At 66.9% G+C, this 12,980-nt stretch carries 9 protein-coding genes and 1 pseudogene; 6 read left to right on the top strand and 4 right to left on the bottom strand.

Annotated features, from left to right (window positions below; translation table 11 throughout):
• Positions 1-279: 279 nt before the first annotated feature.
• Complete coding sequence (locus ACQP2F_RS14635; protein ID WP_433304321.1) at positions 280-528, bottom strand: hypothetical protein; 249 nt, start codon at positions 526-528, stop codon at positions 280-282.
• A 104-nt stretch (positions 529-632) separates the two neighbouring features.
• On the opposite strand from ACQP2F_RS14635, the gene ACQP2F_RS14630 reads away from it, so the two are divergent.
• Positions 633-1,391, top strand: a complete 759-nt coding sequence (locus tag ACQP2F_RS14630) for an anti-sigma factor domain-containing protein (protein WP_433304319.1) — start codon at positions 633-635, stop codon at positions 1,389-1,391.
• Positions 1,392-1,572: 181 nt separating this feature from the next.
• On the opposite strand, the gene ACQP2F_RS14625 is transcribed toward ACQP2F_RS14630, so the two are convergent.
• Entirely contained in the window at positions 1,573-2,874 is a 1,302-nt protein-coding gene (locus ACQP2F_RS14625) for a DUF4331 domain-containing protein (RefSeq protein WP_433304317.1), read from the bottom strand.
• 255 nt (positions 2,875-3,129) lie between these two features.
• Between ACQP2F_RS14625 and ACQP2F_RS14620 the strand changes: the two genes are divergently transcribed.
• Positions 3,130-4,431, top strand: coding sequence for a tetratricopeptide repeat protein (locus tag ACQP2F_RS14620; RefSeq protein ID WP_433304315.1), 1,302 nt, complete (start codon positions 3,130-3,132; stop codon positions 4,429-4,431).
• A complete protein-coding gene (locus ACQP2F_RS14615) occupies positions 4,428-6,020 on the top strand; it encodes a nickel/cobalt transporter (protein ID WP_433304313.1) in 1,593 nt (530 codons plus the stop codon). Before ACQP2F_RS14620 ends, ACQP2F_RS14615 begins: the two co-directional genes overlap by 4 nt.
• 379 nt (positions 6,021-6,399) lie before the next feature.
• Here ACQP2F_RS14615 and ACQP2F_RS14610 read toward each other — a convergent pair whose 3' ends face one another.
• Positions 6,400-7,806: an IS1380 family transposase gene (locus ACQP2F_RS14610; RefSeq protein ID WP_433304311.1), complete on the bottom strand. Its 1,407-nt coding sequence runs from the start codon at positions 7,804-7,806 to the stop codon at positions 6,400-6,402.
• Between the two features lie 125 nt (positions 7,807-7,931).
• Here ACQP2F_RS14610 and ACQP2F_RS14605 point away from each other — a divergent pair, with 125 nt between their 5' ends.
• From ACQP2F_RS14605 to ACQP2F_RS14595, 3 genes and pseudogenes are all read left to right on the top strand, one after another.
• The gene (locus tag ACQP2F_RS14605; protein WP_433304309.1) at positions 7,932-8,216 is read left to right on the top strand and encodes a hypothetical protein; all 285 of its coding nucleotides are present in this window, start codon (positions 7,932-7,934) and stop codon (positions 8,214-8,216) included.
• A gap of 254 nt (positions 8,217-8,470) precedes the next feature.
• A pseudogene (locus ACQP2F_RS14600) lies at positions 8,471-8,852 on the top strand (transposase); the annotation flags it as partial.
• Positions 8,853-9,135: 283 nt separating this feature from the next.
• Positions 9,136-9,693, top strand: coding sequence for a transposase (locus ACQP2F_RS14595; protein WP_433304307.1), 558 nt, complete (start codon positions 9,136-9,138; stop codon positions 9,691-9,693).
• Positions 9,694-10,469: 776 nt separating this feature from the next.
• Here ACQP2F_RS14595 and ACQP2F_RS14590 read toward each other — a convergent pair.
• Entirely contained in the window at positions 10,470-12,203 is a 1,734-nt protein-coding gene (locus ACQP2F_RS14590; protein ID WP_433304305.1) for a hypothetical protein, read from the bottom strand.
• Positions 12,204-12,980: the final 777 nt, after the last annotated feature.

The raw sequence follows: 12,980 nt of genomic DNA, 5'->3' as shown, positions 1-12,980 counted from the left end.
GCGGAGGCTCGTGTGGCGATGCGTCGAGCATGCCCAGGCGAACTAGCGCAGAGCAACGGCCGCCGTTCCGCCGGTAAAGGTGGGCGGATCAGAATCATCAGGCAATCGCAGTAGGCACCGACGGCCATTGTCGCCAACATATCTGCGCGCGAGAAAATGCCGCAATTGCCCGGCACGCAGAAATTTTGATAATCGGTCGAGACTCGAACCCGGTGGAACCGTCGGGACTTGAACCCGGTGGACCCGTCAGCGCTTGTTCCCGCGTTTCGGGCTGGGGCTTCAGGATGAGGTCGTGGCGACGAGGACGGCGGTGTTGTTGGACGCAGGGACGAGCCGGATCTCGGCGCCTAGCTCCGCGTTCTGGGCGGTGATCGGGTCGGCGAGTTCGGCGCTGGTGTAGAAGACCCATCGTTCGGCGTTGAGGTCGATGGTCTCTCCGTTGATGCTGACTGTCATCGGCTGCACGAGCAGCAGGGCGGCCTCGGGTGCTTCGGCGGGCGGGAGATGTTCGGGGGTGCCGAGGGTCATGGTGACCTCGGTCCAGGTGACCTCGACCTTCTCGCCGCGCAGGAGCCGGGCTGCGCGGAGGATGCCGTTCAGTTCATCGAGGTCGGCGGTGTCGACGTCCGGGGATGGTGATCGCGAACGTGCATTCCCTGGTCGGTGCGTACGCGCTGGACGCGGTCGACGACCTCGAACGCATCGCGTTCGAGCGGCACCTGCGGGAGTGCGAGGACTGCGGAAACGAGATCGCCGAGCTGCGCGAGGTGGCGGCACGTCTGGCCGACGGAGCCTGGTCTTCCCCGCCGCCCCGGTTACGCGAGTCCGTCATGACCGCCGTCGCCGACACCCGGCAGCCTCCGCCGGCCGAACCGCCCGCTCCGCCGGCCGGGGCACGACCGCCACGCCGGATGCGGCTGGTCGCGGCGGCCGCGCTGGTCGCGGCAGCCGGCACCTGCACCTGCACCTGCACCTGCACGGCGGTCTACGCGGTGCAGGATCAGCGAATCGGCCACCAGCGCCAGCTCGCCGAAGCCGCGCGGGCGAGCGAGTCCCGGGTCCACGCCGTCCTCGCCGCACCGGACCTCGTCGTGCGCGAACAGCGGCTCGCCACCGGCGGCCACGTCAAGGAGGCGAGTTCGCGGCTCACCGACGCCGGTGTAATCATGCTAGCCGCGACCGGCGCTCCACCGGCCGGCCGGGTATATCAGCTGTGGACGATCCGCGCCGGCACGCCGTCCCCAGCTGGCACGCTCGCCGCGGGCCAATCCGCCATCGTGCAGATAGTCGACGGTCTGCCGGGTGCCTCCGGCGTGGGCGTCACCGTCGAACCCGCCCCGCGTTCACCCACCCGCACGCTGCCGCTGGACGCCAAGGTCACCATGACCTGATATCGGTCGCATCGCTCGCCCTGGCTCGGCCAACTTCCGCCGGAGGAAGTAGGCGGCCGTCCCGGAAAGCACGGCGTCCATCAATTCGCTCCGTTCAGCATGCGGGAAGTCCGACGCGGTATAGCAGGACGCGGCCGATGGTCGGGTTCTCCATTGGCCGCGTCGTTGCTGTTGTTGCCCCTCAGGACTGGTTGACGCTCTGCATATTCGGCCACGCGATGTACGGGAATTCCGTCTCGAACGGGTGGTCGTTGGCGTCGACGCCGTCGCCGAGGGTGTCGACTGCCGCCGGCTGCCCGGACTGCAGGACGCCCTCGGCCGCCTGCACGGTGATGTCGAGGACGTCGTCGGTGAGCCGGCGGCCGTTCGGGAAACCGGCGAGGTCACCGCCGATCACACCGAGCCGGTTGGGCGAGCCGGTCGGCGGGACTCGCAGGTTGAGCCGCAGTTCCTCGGCCGGTTTGAACGCCGAGGCCTTGACGTCGCGGTTGAGCTTCTGCGAGTTGAGGTCGGCCTGGACCGGGCCGCAGGCCTTGCAGACGCCGGTCAGGAACACCTCGATGAGGTCGTTGCGGGGCTTGGCCGGTGCCGGGATGTGGTAGATCGCCGACATCAGCTTGGGCAGCTCGGGCGTACTCACGTAGGGCAGGAACTTCGCGTCGTCCTGCGGCTTGGTCGCGTTGAACTCGTTCTTCCTGCCCAACGGGATGACGGCCTCGTTGACCAGCGGGTTCCCGAGGCGGGACACCTGCTGCCAGGTAGCCGGCTTGCCGCTCATGCTGGCGCCGTAGCGCGAGGTGGTGCTCCAGATGCCGATCACCGGGTTGGCGGCATAGTTGCTGTGCAACGCCAGGTCGGTGCGCGGAACCTGCAGGGCGATGGTGTTGACGTTGTAGCCCTTCAGGGTGTCCTGGCCGACCTCGGACAGGTCGCCGCCGTAGAGCAGGTCGAAGACCCGCAGGTCGGCGAAGAACGGGTCGTCGGCCTGCCCGGCGAACGTCTTGGCCTTACCGCCCGCGAAGGTCATGATGGCCGAGCGGGCGAGGACGCTGTAGTTCGGCATCGACGCCTTGCCGGTGAACGACGGCGCGGTGGGCGCGTTCTTCAGCAGCGTCGCGGTTCCGGCCGCGGTGATGCGCTGCAGCGTGTACTTCTGCCGGACGTTCAGGTCGGTGTCGCTGATCGAGGTGACCGGTCCGGTGTTGTACAGGAACGTGTCGAGGTGCTGGCGTGTCGTGCTGAACGTCCAGCGGTAGATGATGTCCGCTTTGCCGTCGCCGTTGTTGTCGATGTTGATGTCGTGGGCGGTCTCGGTAGCGAACGGATAGAAGTTGGGGCCGCCGTTCGGCTCCTCGAACGGCTGCCAGTTGGCGATGATCGTCGCCGTGTTGGGGGCGTCCGGGCTGACGAACGCGTAGAGGTCGGTGTTGTCGAGTTTCGGGGTGTCCGCGATCAGCGGAGCCTCGCGGTGCGAGGACGCCACGCCCTGGACCGGAGCAAGGGCGTTCGCGCCCGCCGCAGTGACTGCGACGGCGGCGACGGCGAGTAGTCGCCGTCGTCGGGTAGCTGCGACATCAAGCTTCATGGTGCTCCCGTGTTTGAACGATTCGATGCCGCTCACCGCGGCTGACAAGACGTCGTCGACGATCAGGCCAAATCCGTGTTTATCAGGAAAGTCACAGCCGAAAAGTGTTTACCGTGTTTCCGGCGGATCTGAGCGATGTCGAGAGGGCTGCGCATGAGGCGACGGTGGGGCCATCCGGCCCTTGTGGTGGCGGGGGCGGCGGCCGCCGTGCTCGGGTGCGGTGTCCTTCTCGGGCCGCTGCGGTATCACGAGTCACCGGCGGCGACCGTCGTAACCCCGGCGTCGCCCCACAACGACCTCGACAACTACGTCCGGCGCACCGTCGCCCACCTCGATCGCGTCCCCGGCGACTGGAACGCCTGGGCGAGCCTGGGCATGGCCCACGTCCAACTGGCCCGGATCGGGTTCGACCCAGCGCACTACCCGCAGGCCCAGGCGGCGCTCTACCGATCGCTCGCCGAGCAGCCCCGCGGCAACGCCGCCGCCCTGACCGGGCTCGGCGCGCTCGCCGCGGCCCGGCACCAGTTTGGCGACGCCCTGCGATACGCCCGCCGGGCCGTGGCCGCCGACGCGTACTCGGCCGACGCGTACGGCGTTCTCACCGACGCCTACGTCGAGCTCGGCCGCTATCCCGAGGCGCGGGCGGCCGTCCAGCACATGATCGATCTGCGCCCCGACACCGGATCGTTCGGCCGAGCCTCGTACCTGTTCGAGCTGGCCGGCGACCTGGCCCGGGCGAAGGAGCTGATGCAGCGCGCGCTCGAGGTCGCCGCCGACCAAGGCGACACCGCGTTCGCGCTGCAGCATCTGGGCGAGCTGGCGTGGGGCGCCGGCGACCTCAAGACAGCCGAGGCGCGTTTCGCCGACGGCCTCGCCCGCCAGCCCGGCCAGCCGGCGCTGCTCGCCGACCGGGCGAAGGTGAAAGCGGCACGCGGTGATCTGCCCGGCGCTCTCGCCGACCTGCGCGCGGCGACGGCCACCCTGCCGACGGTCGACCACCTCGCCACCCTCTCCGACGTGCTCACCGCCTCGGGCGACCACGTCGGCGCCGCACGAACCGACGAGCTGGTACGGGTGAGTGACCGGTTGACCGACCTGACCGCACCGGCGGCAACCGACATCGACCTGATCCTGTTCTACGCCGACCACGGCGACCCGGCAAAAGCCGTCGCGAAGGGGCGGGCGCTGTTCGCCGTCCGGCCGTCGATCAGTGTCGAGACGGCCTATGCCTGGGCCCTGCACGCCGCCGGGGACGACCGCGCAGCGCTCGGCCACGCCGATCGAGGGCTACGACTGCACACCCGCGACGCCAAGGCCTACTACTACCGCGGCGTCATTCGCCTGGCCCTCGGCGACCGTACGGGCGGGCAGGCCGACCTGGCCGAGGCGCTGCGCATCAACCCGTACTTCTCGCTGCGCTACGCACCGATCGCCCGGGCGGAGCTCGCCCGGTGAACCCACTGCGAATCGGAGCGGCCCTGCTGGTGACGGGCATAGCGCTGCTTGCGACGGGAACGCCCGCTGAGGCGCACCCCCTCGGCAACTTCACCACCAACCAGTACGCCGGCCTGCGGGTCACCTCCGAGGGCGTCGACGTCGACTACGTGCTCGACCTCGCCGAGCTGCCGGCCTACCAGGCGAAGCACGATGAGATCGACACTGACGGCGACGGACGGGACAGCCGGCAAGAACTCGACGCCTACACCGCCGGGACGTGCCGCAGCGTCGTCGCCGCCACCACCGTCCGCTTCGACGGACAAGACGTCCCCGTCCGGGGCGGACCGTCCGGGCTCTCCTTCCCGCCCGGCGCCGGCGGCCTGACAACCCTCCGCTTGCAATGCGCCTTGCACGCCGACGGGACGATCCGCGACGGGACCGACATCGCCTTCGAGCAGAGCTACCTGGCCGACCGGATCGGCTGGCGCGAGATCACCGCGGTCGGCGACCGGTACACGTTGACCAGCTCGAGCGTGCCGGCCCGCAGCGTCAGCGCGCGACTCACCGCGTACCCCCCAGGCGCCCCGACCCAAGATGTACGCGCCGCCGCCCTGACCGTCCGGCACGGCGGCCCGCCCGCTCCGATGTTCGCCGGCGAGCAGAACCTCGCCGTGCAGGCCCGCGGCGTCGACCGTTTCACACGATGGTTCACCGAGCTGATCGGCCATCCCCAGCTCACCTGGGGCGTCGGCGTACTCGCCGTGCTGGTCGCCTTCGTGCTCGGCGGCGCGCACGCCGCCGCACCCGGGCACGGCAAGACCATCATGGCCGCCTACCTGGTCGGCGCCCGCGGACGAATCTCGCACGCGTTGACCGTCGCGGCGACGGTGGCGGCCACGCACACCGCCGGCGTGCTGGTACTGGGCGTCATCCTCGCGACCTCGCTGCAACTGGCCCCGGAACACCTCTACGAATGGCTGCGCCTGGCCAGCGGCGTTCTCGTCGCGCTGGTCGGAGCCCAGCTGCTGCGCCGAGCCTTGGCGAACGCCCGCCGGCGAGCCGCCGCCCCCGATTCCGGCGGCCTCCTGCATCCTGGCGACCACAACCATGCGCACGCCCACAGCGGCGCTCCCGGCCACGACCACGTTCACGCTCACGCTCACGCTCACGCCGACAATCATCGGCATTCCCACCGTCACGACCATGCCTCGGGGGAGGTCCATTCGCACGGCGGTGTACCGCACACCCATGCGCTGCCCCCGGCCGACGAACCCTTCCACATGCGCACCGTGCTGGCGATGGGCTTCGCCGGCGGTCTGTCACCGAGTCCCTCAGCGGTAGTCGTCCTGCTCGGCGCCGCCGCACTCGGCCGGGCCTGGTACGGAGTCCTGCTCGTGCTCACCTACGGAATCGGCCTCGCCACCGTCCTGACCGGCATCGGCCTCGCCCTCGCCCGCTGGGGCCATCACCTGCGCCGCGCCGGGTCCGGCCGGTTCGCCGGAGTCCTCACCCACCGGCTGCCGACCGCCACCGCCGCCGCGATCCTCATCGTCGGCGTCGGCATCGCCGCATACTCCGTCAACAACCTTTACCTGAACGCCCGATAGTCCCCGCCAAGGAGGTATCCGCCTGTGCTCAGTCACGCTACCTGAATTGTTGCGCCGGGCAGTCTGGCGTTTCCGAGAGCAGTCATTGATCGGATAGTGGCATCGAGCCGCGCTTACGCCGCGGTTGAGTCGCCCATTTTCGCCGCCTGCTGACCAGCTGCTGGGAAAGATCGGCCAGGCGGGTGACATCCACGTCAAAGCCGCTGGGCTGGCTCATACACCTACGGTAGCCTCCGTCTTTCATTAAGCGCCGTTGTTTGCTCGGGGTTGCGGTCGTGGCGGTCGTGGCTGGTGATGGTGGTGGTTGGGCAGGCGGTGTCGCCCGGCCGGAGGCTGGTTTTCTCCGTGGGTCCTGGTCGTTGAGGCGGCGGATTCATTGTCAGGTAACGGGTTCGGGGAGCGCGGCGAGGCGTTCGAGGGCTCGGATGAGGTCGTCGGTCCAGGGCCAGTCGGCGGCGATGCGCATAGTGGTGGTGCGGGCGGTGCGGCTCAGTTTCGCGGCGACGTGCAGCAGCCGGTATCGCAGCTTCTTCGGCTCGGCGCTGGCCAGGCTGCCGTCCAGTAGCAGGTGCTGGGTCCAGCTGAGCAGGTCGATGCCGGTCAGGGCGAGTTCCAGCCAGGCGGTGTTGATCGCGAACTGCCGCGACGGGAACCGGCCGAAGCCGGTCGTTTTGCCGGTGCGGATGCGGTCCTCGACCCGGGCATGGCAGCGGTGCCGGACCTCCAGGAACTGAATCGAGGCACCACCGTGCGGTGTGTCGGTCGCGAAGACTTGGTGGGACATCCCGTTGACCTGGTCGAACAGTGACAGTTGCGCGCCGGGGCGGGGGCGTTCCCGGCGGCAGATCAGCCGGGTGCCGGCCGGGAACGAGGCCAGCACGGCTGGGTCGAGATAGTCGGTGAGCTCGACCAGTTCCGCGCCGTCACGCAGGCTGGCGTCGCCGTCGCGCGCCGCCACCCAATCGTCGGCGGCGGTGATCGCAGCCCGGATCGGCGTGGTGATCGCGACCCCGACCGAGAACTGCGTGTGAACGCCATACTCGCGCATGCTGTGGAGGTGAGCGAGGAACTCGTAGCTGCTGCCCGCCGAATCGGATCGGACAAGGATCGGGCTGCCATAACGGTGCTGCTCGGGAATCTGCGTAAGGGCTTGATCCAGAACGGTGACGTGATCGGTGGCAGTGTTACTTCCGGCGTTACCCGAACGCAGAAGTCCGGCCAGGGCCTCGCCGGTAGCGTCGAGGAAACACAGCAGCGGGTGGAACCCGAACGTGTGTTTCCAGGTCGGCGCCGCCGCTTCCTTCTCCGAGTGCGCCAGCACAATCGTTGCGTCGATGTCCAGCACGAACCCGGGCAGCGCCCGCCCGAGGACCGTGGTCGCCGGCAACGACCGGCGTGTCTCGAGCAGCTGCATCCAGGCCAGCTCCCGCGCCGCGGCGCGAGCCGCCCGCAAGCGGGTCAGCGCCGCGACATCGATCGCGTCGAGGACCCGCCACGCCGTCGGATCCGACGCCACGCGCCCGAACAGGCCACTCTGCTGACGCAGCACCGCCAAATCCGCCATGGCCTCGCCACCGTCGGCCGACAGCACCGCCAGATCAACCGCGACGCGGCCCGGCTCATGCGTCGGACGCCGCACCCGGTCCAGCCCGAGCGCTTGAACAAAGCCACTGGTCAACCCGGTCTTGTCAGCGAGATCGGTCAGCAAACGAGCGCCGGCATGACCGACCACACCGCGACCGCCACCAGCAACGATGATCTTCGGACGCGTTCGAGTGCCCTGCACTCTGAAAGTGCCTTCCGTGCGGGACGATCTTGACTCTAGACAAGCCAAATCATCCCAGATCAGAAGGCACTTTCGCTTTCCCTACCCCGCCGCCGGCCGCCCTTACTGAAGGCGCGAGGCTAGCGATGAAGGACTTTCTAGCCGCCTTCGAGGGCTACTTCCCGTGGGCAGTGATCTTGATCCTTGGTCTTGTCTTCCGCGGTCTGCTGATTGGCGTCGTTAAAGCATTTGGTGCCAGAGTTGCCGCCGGTTCCGAAGTTGAAGTCAACGCTCCCGGTGGGTCAATAGGTCTAGGACCCTTGGTGGCCGACACCGAAGACGCAGTCAATGTGGCAGAGCGACAGGGCAGTTCCATTGAGGTTTTCGGAAATCCCGATCAAATTGAAGTTGCTATTCAAGGTACAAGGTGACGACTGGAAGAAGAGCACCAAGGCGCTGGCGGTTCCGGGTGGGTGCGTGTTGCAGATGACTACCGAACGGCGAGGCTGGACCACAGCCGAGGCGATCGAGTTTGTTCCAGACGTCACTGTCGTACCTGACAATGAGGAAGGTCGGTTCAGGCTCGATAAATGCTCCTAACACGATCTGCTTGATCGACATCGACGAGATCACCCCTACCTGGCGATGGTGAGGCTCGTTCTGCTCAGGCGTGAGCAAGGCGTGGATCGTTGATGACCAGTTGTGGGCGGCGATCGAGCCGTTGCTGCCGCCCTGGCCGGACAAGGCGCCGGGACCGCGGCCGGTCCCGGACCGGCACTGTCTGCAGGGCATCCTGTTCGTGCTGCACACCGGGATCGGCTGGGAGGACCTGCCCCAGGAACTCGGGTTCGGCTCCGGGATGACCTGCTGGCGGCGGCTGAAACGGTGGACCGACGCGGGCGTGTTCGACCAGCTGCACCAGATCCTGCTAGACCGGCTGAACGCCGCGAACCGCATCGACTGGTCCCGCGCCGCGATCGATGGCAGTCACATCGACGCGAAAAAGGGGTGCCGGAACAGGCCCGTCGCCGGTCATCCGCGGCAAGCCCGGCTCGAAGTACCATCTGACGCTTCTATAGGTGTGCCGGTTCCGGGAGAGATCGGTTTCGGTAGGTTTCGTCGCTGGTGATCGACGAGTGACTCATCGCAGATCTGGCCACGACGGTGTGCCATTCACCTGACTCGTCCTCGTGGGTTAACGGCGCCGACCCGGCCCACCTTGCTGGCTTGATCAGAAGCCTGTCCGCTGAGGGTCTGCAGCCCAGAGCGTGACTCATCACAGATATGCCGCCGGGTGATCGTCTCCCGGGCCGACGCCGTCCGAACGTCGCCCCGTGCAGAGGAGAGTCCGTGCCACCCATCCTGGCAGAACGTTTGGCCGACCGCATCGACGCGGTCATCGGTGTGGACACCCACACCGACACGCACACCGCTGCGGTACTCACACCGGTCGGGACCGTGGTCGCCGAGTTGACCGTGGCGGCCACCGCCGAGGGCGCTGCCACTTTGCTGGCATGGGCTGAACAGCAAACCAGTGGACGCGGATCAGGCCGACGGGCTTGGGCTCTGGACAGCGCCCGCTCACACGGTGTCGGGCTGCTACGCATCAGCCCTGGCCGGCCGCGGCGCCGGTTCGACACGCTGCTGGCCGACAAGGGCTACGACAGCGAAGCGTTCCGGCACGCCTGCCGCAGACGTGGCATCGAGCCGATCATCCCCAAGCGCAAGAGCACTGGCGTGAAGGGCCTGGGCAAGCTGCGCTACGTCGTCGAACAGAGTTTCGCGCTGCTGCACCAGTTCCGCCGGCTGGCCGTGCGCTGGGAACGACGCCTCGACATCCACGACAGCCTGGTCAGCCTCGCCTGCGCCCTAATTTGCTGGCGGCGACTGATCAACTGGACTGCGTAGAGATCGTGTTAGGAGCTTTAAGGCGTTGCCGTGATCTTTATAAGCTACTCATGGCAGGACAAGAGTGCCACTAATCGCATCGTCTCCTTGATGCGACAGTAACGTCAACGGTACTGAATCGAGGACGAGCGGCTAGATCTCGGTAAGGACCTGGATGATCAGATCATATCAGGACTGGCGGGTGCAAATTGCGTACTGCTGATTGCAAGCACTGCCAGCTTACAATCACGGTGGATTCTATTCGAGTTGGCCATTGCCTCAAAATTGAGCCGCCCGGTCTTGAGTTTGTCTCTAGCCTATTAACTTAGGACGCTCCGCTAGCGGGGGTGAGCGCACTACCATCGGCATGACCGTGCGTCGTAACGATGTGCTGTATGGCGGTGCCGGAGGCTTGGGTCGGACGTAGGTGTCAGTCGGGCTCGTGGCGGTGCTGGCGGATCCCCCAGTCGATGTCCTCCTTATCCCAGACCTTGCCCTGCGGCGAGATCGGCCACAGGTTCAGGGAACCTGGCGCGGCTGGTGAGCTGGTAGGTGCGTTGCCGGCTGACTCCGCCAAGACAAAGGCGGATCTCGTGGGCGCCAACACGATGGAGCCGTGTGTGGACGTCGAAGGCACCGACGCCCGCCGGTCCTACAAGGCGCACGTCTTCACAAACACTGGGCCGGGCGCTGCCGAGCCGATGTACTACTACCATCGGGAACTCGAGTAGGCGGGCGATGCCGCGGCTATCTATGTGTGAGATTCGGCCAGGCGGATGTGGGTGCCTGCTCGTCGATTATCCAGCTTCCGCAGCTGCGACTTCCGCTGGGGAGAAGTGGCGAAGGATAGCCGGCGAGTCCTGATGCGGAACGATGACCGCATCGAAGTGGTCGTCGTGCGGGATGGGGCTGGCGTCGAGGTCGTACTCGGCGGCCGCTACGTAGGTCTGCCGGATCCCGAGCTCAACGCGGATACCGTTGATCCACAGCTCCACGGGCTGGCGAAGCAGGACGGCAAACGGCTGGTCGGAGATTTCGAGTTCCTTACCGGGGTGCAGATGGGTGACGAGCTGGGTCCAGCGCACGGTCTTCTGTGCCCCGTCAAGTAGATCGGCGTCCTCGATGAGGCGGATGGCGTCGCTGTAGTCGAGCGAGCTCAGGTCGGGAATCTGGATCTGCGTCGTGACATGTTCCTGAATCCGCGCGAGGGCGCCGATGACCCTCGCCACCAGATGCTCGCCTTCGGTGTCGCTGGGGTCGCCCTCCAGGGGCATTCCTGGGTGTGTCACCGCGCCGAACGGCAAGGCGAATCGCAGAAGGTGCGGGTGGTGGAGGTTGGCCAGGACTCGGAGACCGGGGAGAACTCGAGCCGGGACACGGCCGGTGATGTCATGGCGAGCGAAGTTGACCCGGCCTGTGCCGGCTTCGTGGTCCAGGAAGACTTCCAGGCTGAATGCTCCACCGCGATCGCGGCCCTTGGTCCAGATGCCGCTGGCACCTCTGGTGGAAAGCTCCATGTCGATCATGGTTTCGCAGAGGACGGCGCCTGCGCCGTCGAGGATCTGCAGACGCCGATCAAGACCATGGTCGGTCGCGCTGGCAACGCGCATGCTGACTGACCCGCCGGTGAGGTCCTGGTCGAGGCCATCGGGAAAGCCCACGCTGCCGTGCAATACGGACCCTTCAGGAGCGTCGAACGGACGTCCGTAGCGTTCGGAGTCACGGATATCGCGCTCCAACTCGCTTCCCCGCTCAACGTGCAGGGTGAAGGTGACCGGGATGGGCCTCTCACTGACGAATTGGCGCGAGACGGCGTAGATCTTGATGATGACCCAGGAACTACCGATCTCGCGTTGGACTGCTCCAATGAGCCGGGGTTCCTCACCGATCTCCCGGGGTTCCGAGGTGACCTCGAAGTCGTACTGGAAATGGGGATCATGGGCATTCAGCGCGGTGTGAAGGGCGCTCAGCCCGGCCATCGCTTCGGCTGGCTGGTACGGAGCCTCCACCGAGGCGGACCGGACATCGTCGCGCTGCCGTAGCAGCGCGGTTAGCGATGCGATGCTGGCTTCAAGGCGTTCGCGGCCATCGCGCAGGTAGTAGTCGATGATTTTTGGGTGATCGGCGGCGAGGGTGTCAATGAAGTGCAGCCCGCGCCACTCGCATCGGAAGTTCGCCCCGGTTTGTGCCGCGATCTCGTCGAGCCAGCCGCGGTACTCGTTGGTGCGCAGCAGCGGCATGGTCGCGTACCAGTTGCGTACTCGGTAACTACCGTCGGCGGTGAAGGAAACCAGACGCCGTAGGGACTCCTTAATCTGCCCCTTCTGGCTGCTGTCAAGATGCTCGTGAAACCTCTTCACCTGATAGACGTCGATGTGCCGATCGTCGCTGTCGACCGGCACCAAGACATCGATCCCGCCGTCGCCTTGTGACGGCCGAATGAGTTGCGCGTCGGGGTTGCTGGCGCACAGCAGCATCCCGATGACATGTTCGATATCGTCGCCGTAACGGCCCCACTCGATCCGGCTCACTCGTTCCCCCAGGCCGTCAGCATTCCGCCGAGCCTATGTCAAAACGGGCACCGGGTCGATGTGCCGACGCGCGAAGCACTCGTCCGGACAGGCGTCCCGGCAGGCACCGCGTCCGCCGCGACAGTGCCCTCGGCGCGACCGCGCACCGCCGACGTCGTGCTCGTCGTTCGTTCTCTGTCGTATACGCATACGCGGGCACGCGATGTATCGATATCAGGCCATGGCAAGGTGGGGATCCGTCCGTGCATTGCTGTGTGCTCGCGTTGTGCTCGAATGTCGACCTACCCGGCGGGCTGCGCCGAATGACGCCGCTGGACTCAGGCGCTGGAACAACCGCCTGCCGGGCCAACCCTACGACAGCCTGGGATAGAACACCTCAGTCAACTACTCCCAGTGTGAAATTGGACCCGCAGGCACTACGATTTCTGAGGTAGCTGAACACCCTGATCTCCGAGCGGGCTACCTGTTGTCACCTGACGCACTCTCCTCGGCAAATTCGGGCGTCGGCGCGGAGCCACGCGGCTCCGCCGCGGGCCGTCGGTGCGGCGCAGTTACGAGTCGGGTGTCTTCGGCGACCACCTGTCGTAGGCCGTCTCCGATCCCCACGCCCCTCAGGCGCCAGCTCGGCAGAGCGGTATGGACGCTGGCACTGGCGGACAATTGCGGCGCGCCGCGTGGCAGATGATGACGCCCCTGACGAAACTCTCGGGCATCGGTCGTGACCAGCGTACCGGCCGCGAGGTGCTGCGGCCGGTACGCTTGGCCAGCACGCCGCCA

Source organism: Actinoplanes sp. CA-030573 (assembly GCF_050951115.1).
Taxonomy (GTDB): Bacteria; Actinomycetota; Actinomycetes; order Mycobacteriales; family Micromonosporaceae; genus Actinoplanes.
The sequence above is the reverse complement of the archived record's forward strand: the minus strand, read 5'-3'. Positions and strand labels throughout refer to the sequence as shown.

Bases quoted from the DNA above. Each gene is read 5' to 3' on its own strand.
- ACQP2F_RS14635 (WP_433304321.1), bottom strand. From the start codon at position 528: ATGACCCTCGGCACCCCCGAACATCTCCCGCCCGCCGAAGCACCCGAG.
- ACQP2F_RS14630 (WP_433304319.1), top strand. From the start codon at position 633: ATGGTGATCGCGAACGTGCATTCCCTGGTCGGTGCGTACGCGCTGGAC.
- ACQP2F_RS14620 (WP_433304315.1), top strand. From the start codon at position 3,130: ATGAGGCGACGGTGGGGCCATCCGGCCCTTGTGGTGGCGGGGGCGGCG.
- ACQP2F_RS14605 (WP_433304309.1), top strand. From the start codon at position 7,932: ATGAAGGACTTTCTAGCCGCCTTCGAGGGCTACTTCCCGTGGGCAGTG.